Raw genomic sequence first — 19,272 nt, 5'->3', positions numbered from 1 at the left:
GGGAAGCCGGGGCCACCGAACGGGCCGATGCTCGCGCCCGCGCAGGGCATCGGATTCCACGGCCGCGGCAGGCCCTCGTCGCCGACGGTGACGTTGCCGCCGGGGTTGGCCGGCGTGTACGAGCACGGCGATCCGGGCGGGACGGCCGGCCCGGGGTGGTCGGGGGTGCCCTCGAGCACCGGCGGCGCCGGCGGCGGCGCGCCGTTCGGGAGCCGGGTGCCGTTGGGGTCGGGCCACCGGAATTCCGGCAGTCCGGCGCTACGCCAGAAGTTCTCCGGGTCGATGCCGCGCTTCTTGAACGCGGCGTCGACCCACGGCTGCAGGATCTGATACGGCGCCAGGTTGTGCAGCACCACCTTGAAGAACGGTCCCGAAGCGATGGCCTCGTTCAGCGACGGGAGGAACTTGCCGACCTCGGTGAGGCCCGCGGCGACGTCTTCTTTGCGCTGGACCAGGATGTCGCTGACCGTGCGGAGCTGTTCCAGCACGTGGTTCAGGTTGGGATTGTCGTTGATGAACCCCTTCACCTGTTCGGAGAAGGCGGCGATGTTGCCCAGCAGCGCGTTGATGGCCTGGCCGCGCTCGTTGAACGCGGCGAGCAGCACCTTCGCGTTCACCAGCAACCGGTCGATCTGCTCGCTGCGGTCACCGAGGATGCCGGCCACCTGGTTGGCCTGGGCGAGCAGGTGCTTGACCTGCTCGTCGCGCTTGCCGATGGTGTCGGAGAACTTGGCCACGCCGTCGAGGGCGGCACTCAGGTGCGGGTAGGTCTGATCGACCGTCTCCGACAGCACGTGCAGCGACTGCTTGACCGTGTCGATGTCCCAGCCGCGCGCGGCCTTGGTCACATCGAAGAACGCGTCGTAGATCTGGTAGGGCGTGGTGCTCTGGCCGATCGGCAACGCGTCTCCGGGCCGCAGCGTCTGATTGCCCCGGTTCTCGATCTCGAGGACCTTCTTTCCGAGGATGGTGTCGGTCTTGATCGCGAGCCGGCTCTCGGTGCCGATCGTCTCGGTGCCGAGGTTGAATTTGATCAGGATGTGGTCACCGTCGATTTTGAGGCTCTCCACCTTCCCGACGTCCATGCCGGCGATGCGCACCTTGTCGCCGGTGCTGAGCCCCCCGGTGTCCGTGAACTGCCCGTAGTAGTGGGGTTTGGCCATCAGCATGGGAACGCTCGTGAAGCTTTGGCCAACGGCGATGACGAGCAGCGTGACGATGATGCCCATCAGGCCGATGCGCATCCGGTTGGGGGGTTCCAGCGTTCTCATTGCGGCGTGCACCTACCCGTCGGCTGCTGGAAAAGCCGCACCGTGCGGGTCGGGCCGCCGCGCTGCAACCCGTTGAGCTTGAGGGTGATGTCGCAGGCGTAGAAGTTGACGAAGTCGCCGTAGGAGCCGATCGTGCGCCCGATCATGTTCAGCGCGGTCGGCACCTTCTTGAGGTAGTCCTGCAGTTGGGTTTGCTGGTCGATCAGCGGCTGCTGCACCGCGTCCAGGTAGTTCAGGCTGCTGTGCAGCAACCCGCGGTCCTCGGCCAGCAGGTCGGCCACGGTCCCGGCGGCGTTGCTGATGTGCGCCGTCCCGGCCGCCAGCGGTTCGGCATGGTTCTTCAGCCCGGTGATCAGGACCTCGAGGTTGTTGACGGTCTGGTCGAATTGCTGGCGATGCCGAACCGTGGTGTCCAGGACGATGTTCAGGTTCTTGATCACCTCACCGATCGCCTGGTCGCGCTGCCCGAGCTGCGAGGTCAGCTGCGCGGTGTTGTCGAGGATGTCGTTGATGGTGCCGCCCTGACCCTGGAACACGGTGACGAGGGCCGTCGCGATCGTGTTGACCTTCTGCGGGTCCAGCGCCCGGAACAGCGGCTTGAAACCACCGATCAGCGCGTCGAGGTCGAGCGCCGGCGAGGTCCGCGACGCGGGGATGAAGCCCCCCGGCGGCAGGACCTTGTCGGCGCCCTCGCCCTCGCCGCGCTTGAGCTCCAGGTACCGGTTGCCGATGAGGTCGAGGTAGCGGATCTGCGCCGTCGTCGACTGATACAGCGGGATCGAGCGGTCGACGCTGAAATTCACCCGCGCGCGCCTGCCGCCGTCGACCAGCTTGACCGAACTGACCTTGCCGATCTCCACGCCCGACGCCCGGACGAATTGGCCCTGCCGCAGCCCGCTGATGTTGGTGAATTCCGCGGAGTACCCGTAGGTGCGGTCGAAGCGCATCTGACCGAACACCACGATGATCATCACAGTGAAGAGCAGCAGCACCAGCGAGAAGATGCTGAGTCGGACGATGGTTCCGGTGATTTTCATGGGTTGATCGTGTTATCCCCTACTTGGCGGCCCCAGACGTACTCGATCGCGTACGGGGAGCCGGTGTCGAGGTGGTTGTACGGCGCGATGCTGTTACCGGAGTCCATCACCAACTCGGGCGCGGGCCACAAGTCGTGGGTGATGTGCTGCCAACAGCCCGGCGCACCCCCCGGCCCGCCACGGGCGTTCACCCGAGGCAGGTTTTCGGGAAACACGTAGGGGTTGGGCGACCCGCCCACGAGTCCGGCCAGCCCGCCGAGCCCGGCGAGTCCCTGGGTCGGCAGGGCGAACAGCGAGATGAGGCCGATGATCGTCGTCGCCGACAGCGGGTTCAGCAACAGGCCCAAGCCCGAGAGCAGCTCGGTGTGGGCGTTCAGCGAGTAGCCGTTGCCACCGAGGAAGGACGCGGCCTTGGGCTCGATGTCGTGATAGTTGCGGACGGTGCAGAACAGCTCAGGGCTGTAGGTGTCCAGCAGCTGGGCCGTCGGCACCAGGTCCTTGGCGCCGCGCGCCAGGTAGGGGCCGCCGCGCTCGAAGATGTCCGCGCCGGTGTTGCCGAATCCGGCCGCCGACAACAAGGCCTGGTCGAGATCCTTCTGCTGCGCGTTGATCGTGCGCGACGTGACGACGGCATTGTTGAGGAAGTCGAACAGGTCCGGCGCGGCGTTGGCGTAGGTGTCGCCCAGGCCCGCCAGCTGCTGGATGTCGTGACGGGCCTGCGGCATCTGCGGGTTGACGTCGTCGAGGATCGCGTTGGCGTTGACGATCGACTGACCGAACCGATCGCCCAACCCGGCCAGCGATTGCGCGGCGGCGCTCAGCGTCAGGTTCAGCTTGACCGGATCCACCTTCTGCGCGATCTCGGTGATGGTCTGGAACAGCGTGTTGATCTCCGTCGTCACCGACCTGGCGTCGATCACGGTTCGCGGCGTGATGCGTTGGGGCGACGGGTTTGTCGGCGTCGTCAATGAGACGTACTTACCGCCGAACACCGTGGTGGCCTTGATGTCGGCGTTCACGTTCGACGGGATCAGCTTGAGGTATCTCGGATACACGTCGAGGCTGAACTTGGCCGCCGGCTTGCCGTCGCGCATGATCTCCGAGATGTCGGCGACCCGGCCGATCTCGACCCCGTTGTAGGTGACCTTCGAGCCGGGATCCATCACCAACCCGGCGCGGGACGCCACCATGGTCAGCCTGGTCTTGGGGGTGAAGTCCCCCCTGAACTGCCCGTACACCAGGACCAGCAGCACGGCGGCGACGACGAGCATCGCGACCCCGGCCAACTTGTACGGCGGGTTCCGGGGGGCGTTGGTCTTTCCGGCGGACCCTGTCCTGGTGGTCATGGCTACACCGTCAGCGCGAAGTTGGGGTTGACGCCGTAGAGCGCCAACGCGGCGGCCAGAACGACAACCTGCACCGACACCAGCGAGAAGCGCATCGACCGTCCGACGGCCTCGCCGACACCGACGGGCCCGCCGCCGGCGTTGTAGCCGTAGAAGCAGTGGGTGATCATCACCACCGCCGTGATGATGATGGCCTCCACGAAGGACCAGAACACGTCTTCGGGGCGCAGGAACGTGCGGAAGTAGTGCTCGTAGGTGCCGTGCGACTGCCCGTAGATCACCGTCGTGGTGATCTGCGGTGACAAAAACGACATGATCATGGCCAGCGAGTAGAGCGGAATGATCACCACCAGGCCGGCCATGATCCGCGTGGTCGCCAGAAACGAAATCGACTTGATGCCCATCACCTCGAGGGCGTCGATCTCTTCGCTGATCCGCATGGCCCCCAGCTCCGCGGTGGCGCCGGCCCCGACCGTGGCGGCCATCGAGATGCCGGTGACCACGGGCGCTGCGATGCGCACGTTGATCAGCGCGGCGAAAAAGCCGGTGAACGCCTCGACCCCGATGTTGCCCAGCGACGCGAACCCCTGGATCGCGACCAGCGAGCTACCCGACAGCGTCACGAAGCCCACGATCGCGACCGTGCCGCCGACGACGGCCATCGCGCCGGTGCCCATGCCGATCTGGGCGATCAGCCGCAGGGTCTCCTTGCGGTAGTTGCGCAGCGCGTGCGGGATGTGCCCGAGGGCCGACGCGCCGAACCAGGCCATCTGCCCGATGTCGTCCAGGCCACGGCCGAAGGCACCGCCGTAGCGATTGACGTTCTCGACGGCCCGCGGGAAGCGGGCGCGCAACACCGCACCGGTCGACATCTCAGCGCCCCGTCCCGAACCGCACACCGATCGTGGTCAGCACCACGTTCACCGCGTACAGCGCGACCACGCACAGCACCACGGTCTCGTTGACCGCGGTGCCCAGCCCCTTGGACCCGCCCCGCACGGTCAGCCCGCGGAAACACCCGACCAACCCGGCGATCAGCCCGAACGTCGCGGCTTTGACCGTCGCGATGATCACTTCCGGCAGGCCGGTGATGGTGGTCAGCGTGGCCAGATACGCCCCGCCCGACACGTTCTGCAGGTACACCCCGAACAGGTAGCCCCCCACCAGCCCGACGGTGATCACCAGCCCGTTGAGCAGCGTGGCCACCAGGGTCGCGGCGATCACCCGGGGCACCACCAGCCGGTGGATCGGATCGATGCCCAGCACCTCCATCGCGTCGATCTCCTCGCGGATGGTGCGCGCACCCAGGTCCGCGCAGATCGCCGTCGAGCCGGCGCCGGCCACCACCAGCACGGTGGTCAGCGGCCCCAGCTGGGTGACCGCGCCGATGGCCGCGCCCGCCCCGGACAAATCGGCCGCGCCGAACTGGGCCAGCAGGACGTTGAGGGTGAAGATCAGAAGCACGGTCAGCGGGATCGAGACCATGATGGTCGGCAGGAACGCCACCCGCATGATGAACCAGCACTGCAGGATGAACTCGCGCCATTGGAAAGGCCAGCGGAACAGCGCCCTTCCGGTCAGCACGCACATCCGGAAGAACCCACCGATAAGGGTCAGCGGCGTTTCCAATTGGTCGCGCAGATAGCCGACCAGATTAGGGCCTCGTCGACTCTCCGTCGTCGAAGTCAACGCCGCCCCCTCCCCTCGACACCGCGAGCCCGGCGGATCCGCGGCGGATCGTGTCGCACGCCGCCCCTGCCTTGCCCCGAACCTACGTCTGTGACCATCGGCTCCCTACCGGCAAGTAGTAACGGAGACCACAGGAATGTACCCGATGGCCGTGAACGTGTGAACTGCATCCGCACAATTAACCCTTCGTCAACAACGGGCAAACGTTACAGTTTCCGTTAACCTTCCTCTCCAGTCGTTGAATCCTCTGCCGCAGAAACACTTTCGGTCATAGTGACGACTTCGTAGCGCACCCGTAGCTCAGTCTTGAGCACCTTTCCGGCCGGGTTGCGGGGCAGCGCGTCGACGATCTCGAGCGCCTTCGGATGCTTGTAGCGGGCCAGCCGCTCGGCCAGGTACTCGTGCAGATCGTCGAGCCGCAACCCGTCGCCGGCGACGGCCGCGACCGCGATCGGCACCTCGCCCCACTTCTCGTGGGGCCGGCCGATGACGGCGACCTCGACGATCTCGGGATGGCCGGCGAGGACGTTCTCGACCTCGGCGCAGTAGATGTTCTCGCCGCCGGAGATGATCATGTCCTTCTTGCGATCGACCACCCAGACATAGCCGTCCTCGTCCATCCGCACCAGGTCTCCGGAATGGAACCAACCGCCCGCGAAGGCCTCCGCCGTGGCCTCCGGGTTGTTCCAGTAGCCGCTCATCAATGTCGGTGCCCGGTAGACGATTTCACCGACCTCGCCGACGGGCACGTCGTTCATGTTCTCGTCCACCACGCGGGCGGCGACCGTGGGGACCACCTTGCCGACCGAGCCGCGCTTACGAATCGCGTCCTCGCCGAGCAGCATGCAGGTGACAGGCGACATCTCGGTCTGGCCGAACGCCGCCAGTATCTGAGTCCCGGGAAAGGTTGCCGACATCTCCCGCAGCAACGCGTCCGGCGCCGGAGCCGCCCCCCACGACATCACCCGCAGCCTCAGCTCGCGGGGCCGCGCCTGCTGCTCGGCGCATACCGCCTGCCACTGCGCGGGAACCAGGAAGAGGCCGCTGACCTTCTCCGCCGCCAGCACGTCGAGCAGCTGCCCCGGGTCGAACGCGCCCAGCGGATAGATCACCGTGGGGATGCCCAACAGCATGCCGGTGAGCAGGTTTCCGATCCCGGCGATGTGGAAGAACGGGACGCCGATGAAACCGACGTCGCTATTTATATCGGCGCCGTTGGTGTAGAGCCCGGTCATCGTCTGCCCGGTGAGATTGGCGTGGGTCAGCACCGCGCCCTTGGGCCGGCCGGTGGTGCCCGAGGTGTACATGATCAGCGCCGGCGAATCGTTCGGGATGTCTGGGATGTCCCTGGACCCGCGCTCATCGCCGGGCTCGTTAATGAGGTCTTCGTAGCCGAAGACGCTGGCATCGCCGTCAGAGGTTGCCGCACCCGCCACGACGATGGTGTCGAGCAGCGGCTGGATGTCGCGCACGCCGGTGGCCACCGGGGCCAGCACCGCCTCGGTGATCATCACCCGCGCTTCGCAGTCCTCGACCAGGAAGACGATCTCCGCCGGGGTGAGCCGGAAGTTGAGCGGGACCGCGATGGCCCCGAGCGAGTTGGCGGCCAGCACCGCCTCGACGAATTCGGTGCGGTTGAGCATCAGGATCATGACCCTGTCGCCGAAGCCGACGCCCCGGCGGCTCAGCGCATCGGCCAGCGCCACCACCCGGCGGTGCAAGCCCCCCCAGGTGACCGTGTTGCCCAGGAACCGCAGCGCCGTCGCGTTGGGTTGCATCAGCGCGTGCCGTTCGAGTTGGTTGACCCAGTTCTGCCGCCGCGCCAGGTATGGCTGCCCGGTGGCCTGGGTCAGATGGCTGGCCAATTGCGCGGTCAACTAACGCCTCCCCTTCACCTCTCGCACCGCTTGCGCCAGGTTGATATTTGATAAAACATAGTGTTGTGTGGGTCACACTATGGCTTTAGTGCCGCAAAGACAAGCCCCGCCCAGCCCGCGAAACCCCAGGCAGCCCGCGTGAACGCACCGATCAGGACGCAGCCGAGGACCCGGCGCCCCCTACGCCGGGCGCAGCTTTCGGACGAGGTCGCGGGCCACCTGCGGGCGGCAATCATGTCGGGAACGTTGCGTCCGGGAACGTTCATCCGTCTCGACGAGACCGCGGCCGAGCTCGGGGTCAGCGTCACGCCGGTGCGCGAGGCGCTGCTGAAATTGCGGGGCGAGGGGATGGTGCAGCTCGAACCGCACCGCGGTCACGTGGTACTGCCGCTGACCCGGCAGGACATCGAGGACATCTTCTGGCTACAGGCGACGATCGCCAAGGAGCTGGCGGCCGCGGCCACCGATCACATCACCGACGCCGAGATCGACGAGCTGGAGCGCATCAACGAGGCGCTCGCGGCGGCCATCGGTTCCAGCGACTCCGACACCATCGCGGGCATCGAGTTCGCGTTCCACCGCGTCTTCAACCAGGCCAGCGGCCGGATCAAGCTGGCGTGGTTCCTGCTGAGCGCCGCGCGATACATGCCGGTGCTGGTGTATGCGGCGGACCCGGAGTGGGGCGCGGACGCGGTGGAAAACCACCGGCAGTTGGTGGCCGCGCTGCGCCGGCGTGACGCCGCCGCGGTGATCGAGCACACGGTTTGGCAATTCACCGACGCGGCGGCCAGGCTGACCGTGATGCTGAACCGGGCGGGCATCTTCGACTGAGCTCGGCTCAGCCCGTGGCCAGCTGCTCGGCGCGCTGCTTCAGGTTCTCGGCGAGATGGTCGAGCACGTTTCCGGCGAGTGACTTCACCATCGGCGCGGGGACGGGCAGGGTGGTCTCGACGTCCATGTCCACCGTCAGCAGGCTGGCCGCCCCGGTTTCCACGACGCTGAACAGCTGCTCCTGCTTGGAGAACAGGTCGCCTTGCTGCAGGACGGTCTGGATCTGGTTGTCCCCCGGGTAGTAGATCGCCTGGATGAACGTGGCCTGCATGCCTTGGTAATCGGCATCGAGCCGCACCTGGCTGGGGCGCCCGTCGTCGTAGCGGGCGAGCACCCACAGGCCCTTGATCCCCTCGTTCCATTCCGGGTAGCGCTCGAAATCGGCGACGATGCCCAGGATCGACGCGGCGTTGGCGCTGACCTCGACGGTCTTGCTCAGAACTGGCATTGGCGAAGCATAGCGGGGGCGGCGAAAGTCCCCGACTCCTATGCCATCTCGCCAACGCAGGCCGTCGACAGCAGCGAGCGGATGGCGTCCGGGATCGGGACGGGTTTGCGGCTGGCGCGATCGACGTAGACGTGCACCCAGTGGCCGACCGCGGTGATCGGCCGGGGTTCGCCGTCGTCGCCGCGGAACACGCCGAGCCGGTAGGTGACGCTGCTGCGGCCCACGCGCGTCACCGCGAGGCCCACCGTGAGGCTTTGCGGGAAGTGCAGCTCGGAGAAGTATCGGCAGCCCGACTCGGCGACGATGCCCAGCGCGGGCGTGGTGAGCGGGTCGAGGCCGGTGCCGGTGTTGATCCAGGCGTTGATCGCGGTGTCGAACAGCTGGTAGTACACCGCGTTGTTGAGGTGGCCGAACATGTCGTTGTCGGCCCACCGGGTTCCCACCGGCCACAGCACCGGGAAGTCGTCGCTGGTGAGGTTGTCCGGCACGGGCGGCACCGACGGACCAGAGCTCATGGTCTACCAGTACCGCATGGCTTGCCGGAACAGCTCCGCCAGCACCGGCTTGCTCATGTCGCGCGGGGCGTTCTGTAACAGGCGCTGCTGAGGGTAGGCACCCTCCGTCAGGGCCACCACGTCGTCGTCGGTGTAGCCCACCCCGCCCAGCCCGTTGGGCATGCCGACCGCTCGCATGATGCGGACGAGTTCGCCGGCGAGCACCTCGCCCGCGTCGCTCGCGCCCGCGCCCCGCGTGTCGGCGCCGAGCAGCCGGGCGCCCTCCAGGTGCCGCTCCGGGCTGACCTCCGCCGTGAAGCGGAACGACGACGGCGCGTTGAGGATGACGGCCATGCCGTGCGGCACGAGCGGCTCCTCGGCGGGGTAGCCGGGGGGGCGGAAGTCACGGACCAGCCCGGCCACCGCGTAGGCCATGCCGTGCGGGGCGTGGACGCCCGCGTTGCCGAACGCGATCCCCGCCAGGGTGGCCGCCCACATCATCTGTTCGCGGGCCTGGGTGTCGGAGGCGTCGCTGACCGCGCGCTCCAAGAACTGCCCCAGGACGCGCAACGCCTCGCGGCAGCCCAGGTCGCTCCACGGATTGGCGCCCTGGCTCATGGGCCGCAGGGTCGGCCGCTCGGGGGCGCGCCGCCGCAGGTAGGGCCGCGCGGTGTAGGACTCGAGCGCGTGAGACAGCACATCGAGCCCCGCCGAGGCGACGACCTCGGGGGGCAGGCTCGAGGTGCAATCGGGGTCGACGAGCGCCTCGGTGGGGCGCAGCGCGGGCGAGGCGATGCCGGTCTTGGCCGACATCGACACCAGGTCGAAGATCGCGATGCCGGTTACCTCGCTGCCCGTGCCCGCCGTGGTCGGGCACGCGATGTGCGGCTTGAGCGGGCCGGGCACGGGTTTGGCCTCGCCGATCGGCGCGTTGACGTAGGCCAGCAAGTCGGCCGGGTGAGTGGCGTACAGGTTGGCGGCCTTGCAGGTGTCGATGACGGAGCCGCCGCCCAGCGACACGTAGCCGTCCGGGTTCGACTCCTGCGCGAACCGCGCCCCGTCCCGGAAGGACGCGTCGGTGGGCTCGACGTGCACGTCGGTGTAGGCGACGACGTCCAGTCCGGCCGCGGCGAGCGAGTCGCGCGTAGTGGCGAAGACGGGCAGTTTGGCCACGCCGGCGTCGGAGAACAACGCCACCCGCCGTAGCCCGAGGGCCTTGGCCCGGTCACCCACCTCCGCCAGGCAACCGTGCCCGAAGGTCACGCGCGACGCGTCGATGGTGAAGGCTCCGTCGCAGCCCGCAGCGGGAAGGGGGTAATCGCAGCACGCCATACCTCATTATCTCGGGTGCAGCGGCGCGACCGGCTCCGCCGTGCTGGCGGGGAGGCGGTGACCTTCGATGTAGTCCCACCGGATCAGGTAGCCGAGTCCCGGCGCCTGCGGCAGCTCGACGAATCCGTCCGAGCCGAGCGGATCGCAGGACGCGTCGAGATAAGGCGGGACGGCGTCGTAGCGGACCCCGGGCCCCAGCAGGCCACGCTCGTAGTATTCGCAGACGTCTTCGCTTGTGGCGCCCAGGACTTGCAGGTTGCCGAAGCCGCTCATGTGAAGCTCGCAGCGCATGCCGACCGCCTCGCACATGCCGGCCAGCTTCATGACGCCGGTGATGCCGCCGCGCAGGACGTCGATGCGGCTGATGTCGGAGGCGTTGCGCAGGATCCAGTCCGCGCGGGTATAGATACCGCCTTCGGCAATCTCGGGCGAGCAGAGCGGGATTTCGAGCGCGGTGGCCAGCTTCACATAGGACTCGACCCGGTTCTCAGGCATCGGGTGCTCGTACCAGTAGAAGCCCAGCCGCTCGAGCTCCCGGCCGACGCGCAGCGCGTCCTCGTAGGTGTGGTAGGTGCCCCACGGGTCGAACATGAGCACCATCTCGTCGCCGACGGCCGCCCGCACCTCCCGGCACGCCCGGATGTCCCAGTCCACATACGACGGCCGGGGCAAGGCGGGTTGACGTGTCGCGGGATTCCAGTAGTGGTAGGGGTGGATCTTGTAGGCGCGATAACCCCGGCGGCGGCATTCGAGGGCATGGGCGGCGTATTCGTCGGGCGATCCGAGATTGTTGAAGCTGCTCGCATAGGCCTTGACCCGGTCGCGAGCACCGCCCAGCAGCTTGCGCACCGGCAGCCCGGCGACTCGGCCGGCCAGGTCCCACAGGGCCAGATCGATTACGCTGCAGACGTTTTCGGGGAGCTTCGCGGCCCACAGCTGCCGCCATATCTCGGCCCGGTCGAACGGGTCCTGACCGGCGAGAAGGGGGCTCAGGAACTGCGTGATCAGCGCCTGGTCCCCGGGCAGCAGGCCATCCTGGTCGCCGTGGAAGTGACCACCGAAGTAGTAGCCCTCGGCGCCCTCGTCGGTGAGCACCTTGGTGACGGTCTGCACCACGCGGTAGTCGGTATTCAACTGGCCGAACGAGATTCGATCGACGAACGTCTCGAACGGCACGACCTCGAGCCCGGTGATCTTCATGGAAGCAGATTGTTCCGGCGGACTGGGCGCCGCCAGTAGAGCCGAAGGTCCCGGACCGCTCAGGCGAAGGCGCTGGACAGCGCCTGGCCCTGCAGGGCGAACAACCGCTGCGAGTCGGACCAGTCCGGCAGCAGCGAATCGAACCCGTGGCAGGCGCGCGGAAACACGTGCAGCTCGGCGGAGACTCCGGCGCGCAGCAGCTGCAGCGCATAGTCGACCGCCTCGTCGCGGAACGGGTCGATCTCCGCGCACGTGATCAAAGCCGGTGGCAGACCCGCGAATTGGCCGCGGCGCGCGGGCACCGCGGCGGATCCGGCCCCCCTTTCGGGACCCAGGTAGTAACGCCACATCTTCTCCGCCGCCTCGCTGTCGAAGGCCGGGCTGGCGCAGAACTCGGCCTTCGATGTGGTCTCCCGATCGTCCAGCACCGGCTGATGCAGCAGCTGGAACGCGACCGCCGGCAGCGACCCGTCGGCGGCGCCGTGCGCCAGGCATGCCGCCAGGGCGGCCCCGGCGCTGCTGCCCCCGACGGCCAGGCGCGCCGGATCGATGCCCAGCTCCGCGGCGTTGGCCGCCACCCAACGCAACACGGCGATCGCGTCGTCGAGGGCGGCCGGATAGGGGTGCTCGGGCGCCAGCCGGTAGTCGACCGACACCACCGTGCAGCGGCCCCGGCGCGCGAGCTCCACGCACTGCCGGTGATCGGTGTCCAGGTTTCCCAGCGCGAAGCCGCCGGCGTGGCAGTAGACGATCGCCGGTGCCGGATTCGCCTCCGCGCCACGATAGATCCGCACGGCCACGCCGCCGGATCGGGACGACACGGTGTCATCGACGATCCCCACGTCCCGGGCGTCGGTCAGTTCGGCGGCCTCCCGGCGGCGCTGGTTGAACGGTTCGCGCATGAGCTGGATCGCGTCCAGCGAGAAGTCCGTTCGCGTCGTCGCGACGACGCGCAGCTCCGGATGCAGCCGCCCGATATCGTCCAAATTGGTCATCGGCTGCTGCACTCGGCCGGGGCCTGCGAGCCGAAGCCGGCGGTTTGGGATCTGCGCGTCATTCCCCAGAAGCCACGCGCGCTACGCGGCGACCGCGTCACCACCCGCCCGATGGCGGCGCGGCACACGCTCACCGGATCTGCAGGCATTGGCCACCGTCGACGACCAGCTCCGCACCGGTGACGAATGACGCCGCGTCGGAGACGAGAAACGCGACCGCGTCGGCGATCTCGGCCGGTTGCCCGATCCGCCCGAACGCCGACGAGGCGGCGAGCCTCAGCTGGGTGGCGTCGTCGAGCATCGGGGTCGCGACGGGCCCCGGGAACACCGCGTTGACCCGGATGCCGAGCGGGGCCAGTTCGGCGGCGGCGTTTTGGGTCAGGCCCCGCAGCGCCCACTTCGAGGAACCGTAGGCGCTGTGTCGCGGGAAGGGGCGGATCGCTCCCGTGCTGCAGATGTTGACGATGGCGGCGTGCTTCGCCGCGCGCAGCTGCTCGAGCGTCGCCTGGATACCGAGGAAAGCGCCCAGACAGTTGACCCGCCAAGCATTTTCGAAGTCCTCGACCGTCTCGTCGGCCAGCGAGGCCCGGTGCAGCACGCCGGCGGCGTTGACCAGCGTCGTCAGCGATCCGAATCGGCCGACCACCGCGCGGACTGCAGTCCGCCATTGCGCCTGCGAGGCCACGTCCAGCTCGATCCCGATCATCCCGTCGTCGCCCAGCCCGTCGACCGCGGCGGCCAGTTCGTCGGCGCGACGGTCGCAGGCCGCCACCGAATAGCCCTCCGCGCGCAGCCGTTTGGCGATGGCCCAGCCCTGCCCGCGGGCGGCGCCGGTCACCAGTGCGACGCGTCGACTCATGGGGAGCTGACCTCAGGGGTGTCGGAAAGGCCGCGGCTGGTGACGAATTGGCAGCGCCGCCGCCGGAAGCGCCAGCCCCCCTCAGCCCGCACCAGTTCGTCGTCGTACAGGGCGGGCCGCAGGTGCTGGTCGCCTGCCCTGACGGACAAAACCTGCGAGCGGGCCGTCGCGGTGTCGCCGCGGACGTCGACCTGCGAGACCCCGGTGTGGTGCAGCCCGCGCGGCGCGTCCCGGAACATCTGGCCGATTCCGTCGTGCCCCGCGAAAAACCTTCCGTAGAACAGGAACTCGGCTTCCGGAACGAACAAGGCCACGCACCGGTCGATGTCGCCGGCGTCGAGGGCCAGCCCGTAGGCGGCGACCAGCTCGCGGATCGCGGCCCGATCACCAAAAACGTCCTCGGTCATCGTCCGGTCGCCTCGCGCAGGTGTTCGGCCGCCCCGCGCCGCAGCGCCTGCGATTCGGCCGCCAGGGTGATCATCCGGAATCCCAGCTTCGCCATGATGCGACCCGTCATGCCGTCACCCGCGTGAATGCCGGTGACCAGACCCGCGGCGGTGGCGGCGGCGTGGACGCGCGATATGGCGTCGATGACCGCGGGATGTTTCGTCGCGCCAACCACATTCACGCCCATCGAGAGGGCCAGATCGGCGGGCCCGACATATAGCCCGCTCAGACCTTCGACGCTGCAGATCTCGCTGAGGCCCGACAGCGCCGCCGCCGTCTCGATCATCGCGAACACGCTCACCCGGGACTCCAGCGCGGCGGGGTCGTGGCCCAGGCCGGCGCGCAGCGGACCGAAGCTGCGGATGCCCCTGGGCTGATGGCGGGTGGCGGCCACCGCCGCGGCGGCCTGCCCCGCCGACTCGATCATGGCGATGACGACGGCGTCGGCGCCGGCGTCCAGCACCCGCCCGATCGGCGCGGCGTCGGCGTTGGGCAGCCGCACCACCGTGCCGATGGCCAGCTGCTCGAGGCGGGGCAGCATTCGCGCGATGTCGGCGTCGTCGAGGTAGCCGTGCTGGGCGTCGAAACCCACGTAGTCGTAACCGGCCCGGGCGAATTCCTCCGGCCCGAGCAGCGTCGGGCCGGTGATCCAGCCGCCCCATATCGGGGCCGGGTGGTTGCGATCGAAGACGCTCATCCCGCGATCGCGATCTTGATCCGCTCGGGGACCGGCCGGCAGGCCAGGTCGAACGCGCCCTGCACGTCGTCGAGGCCGAAGGTGTGCGTGAGATAGCTGCGCAGCAGCTCGGGATGCTCGTCGGCGAACTTGGCCGCGAGGTCCAGGAAGCGCCGGCGGTCAAGCGTCACACCGGATTTCAGCGTCAGGTTGTTGCGCAGCATCAGGCGGATGCTGATCGGGTAGACGTCGTCGTCGGCCACGCCGAAATAGAAGACGGTGCCGCCGGGGGCGGTGGCTTGGATGGCGTGTCCCAGGGTGGCCACCTGGTGGCCGACGGCCTCGATGACCACGTCGGCGCGGTCGCCGGGGGCCAGTCGGCTCACCCACCGGTCGCTGGTGGCGCGCACCGGGTCGTCGACCCCGAAAGCCGTTGCGTGGCCGGCGCGGTCGACGGGATCGACGCCGGTGACGCGGCGGGCGCCGGCCGCCTTGGCGACATACGAGAACAGCAGGCCGATCGAGCCCTGGCCGATGACGGCGACGTGCAGCCCGGACAGGTCCGGCAATTGCTCGCAGGCGTACAGCACGCACGCCAGCGGTTGCAGGCCGATCGCCTCCGCGGGGCTCAGCGCCGGGTCGTACGGCGCCAGCATGTCCCCGTCGCTGATCACCCGTTCCATCAAGCCGTCGAACCGCGACGCCCAGCCCACCACGCGGCCACCGGCGCGGTGGTCGGGGTGCCGGCTGGCGATGACCTCGCCGGCCACCTCGTGGATCGGGAACCCGTCCCTTTCGGCGGCGCATTTCCCGTCGTCGCCCGGGAGCCGGCCCCGGTTGCCGCGAAAAGCCGGCAGGTCGCTGCCGCAGACGCCGGCGGCCGAAAACTGCAGCAGCACTTGGCCGTCGGTCAGGTGCTCGACCGTGTTGTCGGGGATCGACGTCCGCTCGAACACGTATGGGGCGATGATCCGGTAGGACCACACGTCAGACCTCCACCGGGATCTTGTTGTATCCCCACTGGAAGCTGGACGGCAGGCGGGTGGCGGCCCCGCCGTCGATCACGTAGTCGGGCACCCGGCGAAGCCATTCGGCCAGCAGCACAGCGACTTCCAGCCTGGCCAGGTGGTACCCGACGCAGAAGTGCTGTCCGCGGCCGAAGGCCAGCGAGCGGTGGATGGGCCGGTTCCAGACGAACGCGTCGGGCTCGGGGTACTCCCGCTCGTCGCGATTGGCCGAGGCCAGCAGCGTGATGACGCGCTGGCCGGGCCGGATCGTCACGTCGTGAATGGTGAAGGGTTTGCGCGCCGTTCGGGCGAACCACTGCGCCGGGGCGCAGAACCGGATCATCTCCTCGCGCGCGATCGGCACGTTGTTGTCGGGGTCGGCGCGCACCTCGGCCATCTGGTCGGGCCGCCGGCTGAGCTCCCACAGCCCGTGAGCGACGATCTTGGGCACCGTTTCGGTGCCGCCGATGAAGATGCAGAGCATCTGCACGGCGACCTCGGCGTCGTCCAGCGCGCTGCCGTCGGGCAGGCGGTAGCTTAGCAGGCCGTCCACAACGGGCAGCGTATCCGCCGACGAGCCGGCCCGGCGACGCCGGACGGCCGGCACCAGAAACTGCATGTAGTTGGGCCGCGCCTCGGCGGTATCCACGCCGACGCCGGGCTCGGCGAGGCTGCCGGCGTTGACCGCGGCCAGCACCTGTGGGGCGAGATCGGTTGGGATGCCGAGCAGTTCGCAGACGACAGAGGCCACCACGATGCCGCCGTAGTCCTGGGTGAGGTCGAACTCCCCGCGCGGCAGCAACACATCGAGCCGCTCGTTGGCCAGCGCGCGAATCCTGTCCTCCAGCCCGGCGACGGCCCGCGGCCGCAGCGGCGCCGAATGCGCGCGGCGGATCTCGCCGTACAGGTCGGCGTCGAACACCGCGTGGAACGGCAGCGGATGCAGCGGCGGGTCGGCGACCGGCCCGGCGTTGTGCTCGGCCAGCACGGCCGCCGCGGGCAGGGTTCCCTCGGACGCCACGAAGGTGCCGTCGTTGACTTCGAGGACCCGCCAGATGTCGTCGAAGCGGGACAGCGCGAAGGTGTCCCACTGTGGCATGTAGTACACCGGATGGTGATCGCGCAGGATCCGGTAGTACGGCAACGGGTTTGCCATCACCTCGGCATCGAACGGATCGTACGAAAAGTTCACTGCAGTGGTGACGGGGGCAGGGCTTGCAGGATGGAGTCTTCCCAGCCGTCCCGCAGGGCCGGCGCCACGCTCATCCAGGTGACGATCTCGGCGGGCGGGGTCTCCTTCCAGGACGGGTAGTGATTGGCGAAGCACTCCCAGCCGCCGTCCAGCGCCCAGTAGTGGATGACCTCGTTGTACCGGAATGTGGTGGTGAAGGAACCCAGCCAGCGCTTGCCGGTGCGCTCCGACCAGGGGACGTAGAGGCGTTCCAGCTCGCGGATGTAGTCGTCCTGGCGCCCCGGTTTGGTCTGCATGATCTCCTGGATCACCAGTGGCGCAGTAAAATTGGCCTCCAGCAGCTGCGCCAGCGTCTGGTTGCTGGGGCCGGGGTACATGATCCGGCCCTCCCCGGAGGCGCCGATGCCGGCCAGGAATGCGGCCCACTTGCCGGCCCCGGCCTCATGGCTGCCGCCGCGCGCCCGGGCCGCCCCGATGCGGGCGTAGTCGGAAAACCCGTCGATCTCCCAGATGATGGTGGCCTGTGGCCAGTGGCCGTTATAGGGGGTGGTCTCCCAGATCGCGAACAGCCGGGCGCCGAGCTCGTCCATCATCGGGTGGTAGGTGTCGGTGAACGCCTCGGTGAAGCCGTCGCTTCGCCCGGATCCCAGCGAAATCATCTCGTGCAGGTAGAGCAGGGTGTGGCCGTAGTACCTCTTCATCAGTCGAGCCGGATTGCCATGTCGCACAGCAGCGTCTCGGTGGGATCGACCGCACCGCAGTCAATCCCGGCCGCCGCGAGCGCATGGCCCTTGAAGCGGCGCGCCGCCACGCTGAGCGCGTGCTGGGTCCGGTTCATCGCACGGTTGACCGCCAGCGGCCACCCGTCGCCCCACAACGCGACCTCGGTGAACCGGTCGCCCAGGGCCTCGAGCACCTGCTCCCGCACGCGCGCGTCGGCGGCGAATGCCTCGGCGCTGACCGCCAGGCTGTGCCTCCTTGGGCCCGTCGGTTCCGGCCGCTCGTTCGGGTCGAACACCTGCACCCCGAGGATCCGCAGCGCACGGGTGTCGCAGCCGTGCGGCAGCAGCACGGTCACCTCCCAACCGGCCATCCCCCGGTCGTAGAGCCAGCCCCCGGCCGACTGCACGACGTCGGCGGCGCTGGCCGCGACTACGTCCAACCGATAGCGCAGGCACTCACCGTCTGCGCGGGTCGATCGTGCGGGCCTGCCCCGGCCCTTGTGGCCGGTGTTGAACGTTGGAGTGACCATCAATCCGTTCCTCACCGCCGCACCTCAGGGTGCGATGGCGCTACCTGCTGCGCTCGTCATGGGCTTGCCGCCCCCGACAGCGTGACACTTCGGGGCAAATTTGTAAAGGTCGGGCGGGGCTGGTCACGACCCGCGCCGGGCCTTGAGTTCGGCGAGAATCTCGTCGGTGTGCTGCCCCAGCTCCGGGGCCACGGAACGCGGCGCCCACGGCGTGCCATGGAAGTCCGCCGGTGTGGCCACCATGGCGACGCCGGCTTGTCCGTCGGGCACGTCGACAGGGACCTCCACCAAGCCGCCCGCGGCGTGGAATTGCTCGTCGGTCACGACGTCCTCGAGCGTGTTGACCGGCGACCAGAAGAGATCGGGTTCGCCCGCGAAGGTCCGCGCCCATTCGTCTAGGGCGCGGGTCGCGAAGATCTGATCCAACTCGGCGATGAGTTGCACCGCATTCTCGGCGCGGGACCGGGCGTCGACGAACCGGGGGTCGTCGGCCCACTCGGGCCGGCCCACCGCGCGGCACAGCGGGGGCCAGTGGCGATCGGCTTCCAGCCCCACGATCCAGAACCGCCGCCCATCGCCGGCGGCGTAGTTGTTCATGCACGGGTTGCCCATCGATTCGCGTTGGCCGATCGCGATCGGCTGGCCGGTCAGCAGATAGGTGTTCAGGTCGAAGCTGACCGTGTAGGCGCCCTGGCGGTACAGCGAGGTGGTCACCAGTTGGCCCGTGCCGGTGCGTTCGCGGGCGAGCAGCGCCGCACACACCGCCGCGGCCAGGGTCATCCCGGCCGAGTGGTCACCCATGCCGCCGCGCTGGAACGGGGGCGTGTCGCCGGGCCGGGTGAGCAGGTGCGCCACGCCGGCGCGCGACCAGAACGCGGCCACGTCGTAGGCGGCGCGGTCGGCGTCGGGCCCGGTATCGCCGTACCCGGTGATCAGGCCGTAGACCAGGCGGGGGTGGCGGGCCGACACCGACTCGAAGTCGAGCCCGAGGCGCCTCAGCGCCGCGGGCCGCACGTTGGTGAGGAAAACGTCGGCGGCAGAGAGCAATTCGAATGCGGTGTCGCGGCCCGCGTCGGTGGTCAGGTCCAGGACGATGCTGCGCTTGGAGCGGTTGTCCATCTCGAACGGCGGGTTGACCCCGAGGTCGCAGCCCAGCATCCGGCCGAACAGGCGCCCCGGGTCGCCGGTCGGCGGTTCGATCTTGATCACGTCGGCACCCCAGTCGGCCAGGATCCCAGCGGCGGCCGGTCCGGCCACCCACACCCCGAGTTCGACGACCTTGATGCCTTCAACCGGTCCAGCCATGACTCGGACAATAA

The 19,272-nt window shown here is 68.7% G+C and carries 20 protein-coding genes; 1 reads left to right on the top strand and 19 read right to left on the bottom strand.

What is annotated here, in order from left to right; translation table 11 throughout:
- The 6 genes from VMD50_RS11330 to fadD5 all read right to left on the bottom strand — a co-directional run.
- Positions 1 to 1,271, bottom strand: a 1,271-nt coding sequence (locus tag VMD50_RS11330; RefSeq protein WP_325427814.1) for a virulence factor Mce family protein, incomplete at its 3' end; no start/stop codon positions are given.
- Positions 1,268 to 2,308 (bottom strand): virulence factor Mce family protein, encoded by a 1,041-nt coding sequence (locus VMD50_RS11325; RefSeq protein WP_325427812.1) that lies wholly within the window; start codon positions 2,306 to 2,308, stop codon positions 1,268 to 1,270. The genes VMD50_RS11330 and VMD50_RS11325, both read right to left, overlap by 4 nt.
- Complete coding sequence (locus tag VMD50_RS11320) at positions 2,305 to 3,654, bottom strand: MCE family protein (protein ID WP_325427810.1); 1,350 nt, start codon at positions 3,652 to 3,654, stop codon at positions 2,305 to 2,307. The genes VMD50_RS11325 and VMD50_RS11320 overlap by 4 nt, the downstream gene beginning before the upstream one ends.
- A gap of 2 nt (positions 3,655 to 3,656) precedes the next feature.
- Positions 3,657 to 4,526: an MlaE family ABC transporter permease gene (locus VMD50_RS11315; RefSeq protein WP_325427808.1), complete on the bottom strand. Its 870-nt coding sequence runs from the start codon at positions 4,524 to 4,526 to the stop codon at positions 3,657 to 3,659.
- Between the two features lies 1 nt (position 4,527).
- Positions 4,528 to 5,343 carry an MlaE family ABC transporter permease gene (locus VMD50_RS11310; RefSeq protein ID WP_414686046.1) on the bottom strand — a complete coding sequence of 272 codons (816 nt, stop codon included), beginning with the start codon at positions 5,341 to 5,343 and terminating at the stop codon, positions 4,528 to 4,530.
- A gap of 218 nt (positions 5,344 to 5,561) precedes the next feature.
- Positions 5,562 to 7,220, bottom strand: coding sequence for a fatty-acid--CoA ligase FadD5 (gene fadD5, locus VMD50_RS11305; RefSeq protein ID WP_325427806.1), 1,659 nt, complete (start codon positions 7,218 to 7,220; stop codon positions 5,562 to 5,564).
- Between the two features lie 138 nt (positions 7,221 to 7,358).
- Between fadD5 and VMD50_RS11300 the strand changes: the two genes are divergently transcribed.
- A complete protein-coding gene (locus VMD50_RS11300) occupies positions 7,359 to 8,051 on the top strand; it encodes a GntR family transcriptional regulator (RefSeq protein WP_325427804.1) in 693 nt (230 codons plus the stop codon).
- 7 nt (positions 8,052 to 8,058) lie between these two features.
- Here VMD50_RS11300 and VMD50_RS11295 read toward each other — a convergent pair whose 3' ends face one another.
- From VMD50_RS11295 to VMD50_RS11235, 13 genes are all read right to left on the bottom strand, one after another.
- Positions 8,059 to 8,499: an SRPBCC family protein gene (locus VMD50_RS11295; RefSeq protein WP_325427802.1), complete on the bottom strand. Its 441-nt coding sequence runs from the start codon at positions 8,497 to 8,499 to the stop codon at positions 8,059 to 8,061.
- Between the two features lie 38 nt (positions 8,500 to 8,537).
- The gene (locus VMD50_RS11290) at positions 8,538 to 9,014 is read right to left on the bottom strand and encodes an acyl-CoA thioesterase (RefSeq protein WP_325427800.1); all 477 of its coding nucleotides are present in this window, start codon (positions 9,012 to 9,014) and stop codon (positions 8,538 to 8,540) included.
- Positions 9,015 to 9,017: 3 nt separating this feature from the next.
- The gene (locus tag VMD50_RS11285; RefSeq protein ID WP_325427798.1) at positions 9,018 to 10,325 is read right to left on the bottom strand and encodes a hydroxyacid-oxoacid transhydrogenase; all 1,308 of its coding nucleotides are present in this window, start codon (positions 10,323 to 10,325) and stop codon (positions 9,018 to 9,020) included.
- A 6-nt stretch (positions 10,326 to 10,331) separates the two neighbouring features.
- Positions 10,332 to 11,525: an enolase C-terminal domain-like protein gene (locus VMD50_RS11280; protein WP_325427796.1), complete on the bottom strand. Its 1,194-nt coding sequence runs from the start codon at positions 11,523 to 11,525 to the stop codon at positions 10,332 to 10,334.
- A gap of 59 nt (positions 11,526 to 11,584) precedes the next feature.
- Positions 11,585 to 12,520: an alpha/beta hydrolase gene (locus tag VMD50_RS11275; protein WP_325427794.1), complete on the bottom strand. Its 936-nt coding sequence runs from the start codon at positions 12,518 to 12,520 to the stop codon at positions 11,585 to 11,587.
- A 130-nt stretch (positions 12,521 to 12,650) separates the two neighbouring features.
- Positions 12,651 to 13,379 (bottom strand): SDR family NAD(P)-dependent oxidoreductase, encoded by a 729-nt coding sequence (locus VMD50_RS11270; protein ID WP_325427792.1) that lies wholly within the window; start codon positions 13,377 to 13,379, stop codon positions 12,651 to 12,653.
- Positions 13,376 to 13,786 carry a nuclear transport factor 2 family protein gene (locus VMD50_RS11265; protein WP_325427791.1) on the bottom strand — a complete coding sequence of 137 codons (411 nt, stop codon included), beginning with the start codon at positions 13,784 to 13,786 and terminating at the stop codon, positions 13,376 to 13,378. Before VMD50_RS11265 ends, VMD50_RS11270 begins: the two co-directional genes overlap by 4 nt.
- Positions 13,783 to 14,523, bottom strand: a complete 741-nt coding sequence (locus VMD50_RS11260; protein WP_325427789.1) for an HpcH/HpaI aldolase family protein — start codon at positions 14,521 to 14,523, stop codon at positions 13,783 to 13,785. Before VMD50_RS11260 ends, VMD50_RS11265 begins: the two co-directional genes overlap by 4 nt.
- On the bottom strand, positions 14,520 to 15,488 hold the full coding sequence (locus tag VMD50_RS11255) for a zinc-binding dehydrogenase (protein WP_325427787.1): 969 nt from the start codon (positions 15,486 to 15,488) through the stop codon (positions 14,520 to 14,522). Before VMD50_RS11255 ends, VMD50_RS11260 begins: the two co-directional genes overlap by 4 nt.
- Position 15,489: 1 nt before the next feature.
- The gene (locus VMD50_RS11250) at positions 15,490 to 16,701 is read right to left on the bottom strand and encodes a cytochrome P450 (RefSeq protein WP_325427785.1); all 1,212 of its coding nucleotides are present in this window, start codon (positions 16,699 to 16,701) and stop codon (positions 15,490 to 15,492) included.
- Positions 16,698 to 17,402, bottom strand: a complete 705-nt coding sequence (locus VMD50_RS11245) for an NIPSNAP family protein (RefSeq protein ID WP_325427783.1) — start codon at positions 17,400 to 17,402, stop codon at positions 16,698 to 16,700. Before VMD50_RS11245 ends, VMD50_RS11250 begins: the two co-directional genes overlap by 4 nt.
- Positions 17,402 to 17,953: a hypothetical protein gene (locus VMD50_RS11240; protein ID WP_325427781.1), complete on the bottom strand. Its 552-nt coding sequence runs from the start codon at positions 17,951 to 17,953 to the stop codon at positions 17,402 to 17,404. The genes VMD50_RS11245 and VMD50_RS11240 overlap by 1 nt, the downstream gene beginning before the upstream one ends.
- Before the next feature lie 123 nt (positions 17,954 to 18,076).
- A complete protein-coding gene (locus VMD50_RS11235; protein ID WP_325427779.1) occupies positions 18,077 to 19,258 on the bottom strand; it encodes a CaiB/BaiF CoA transferase family protein in 1,182 nt (393 codons plus the stop codon).
- Positions 19,259 to 19,272: the final 14 nt, after the last annotated feature.

The organism is Mycobacterium sp. (assembly GCF_035506235.1).
In the GTDB taxonomy this organism is placed as follows: Bacteria; Actinomycetota; Actinomycetes; order Mycobacteriales; family Mycobacteriaceae; genus Mycobacterium.
Note: the sequence above shows the minus strand (reverse complement) of the source record. Positions and strands in the feature narration are given on the sequence as shown.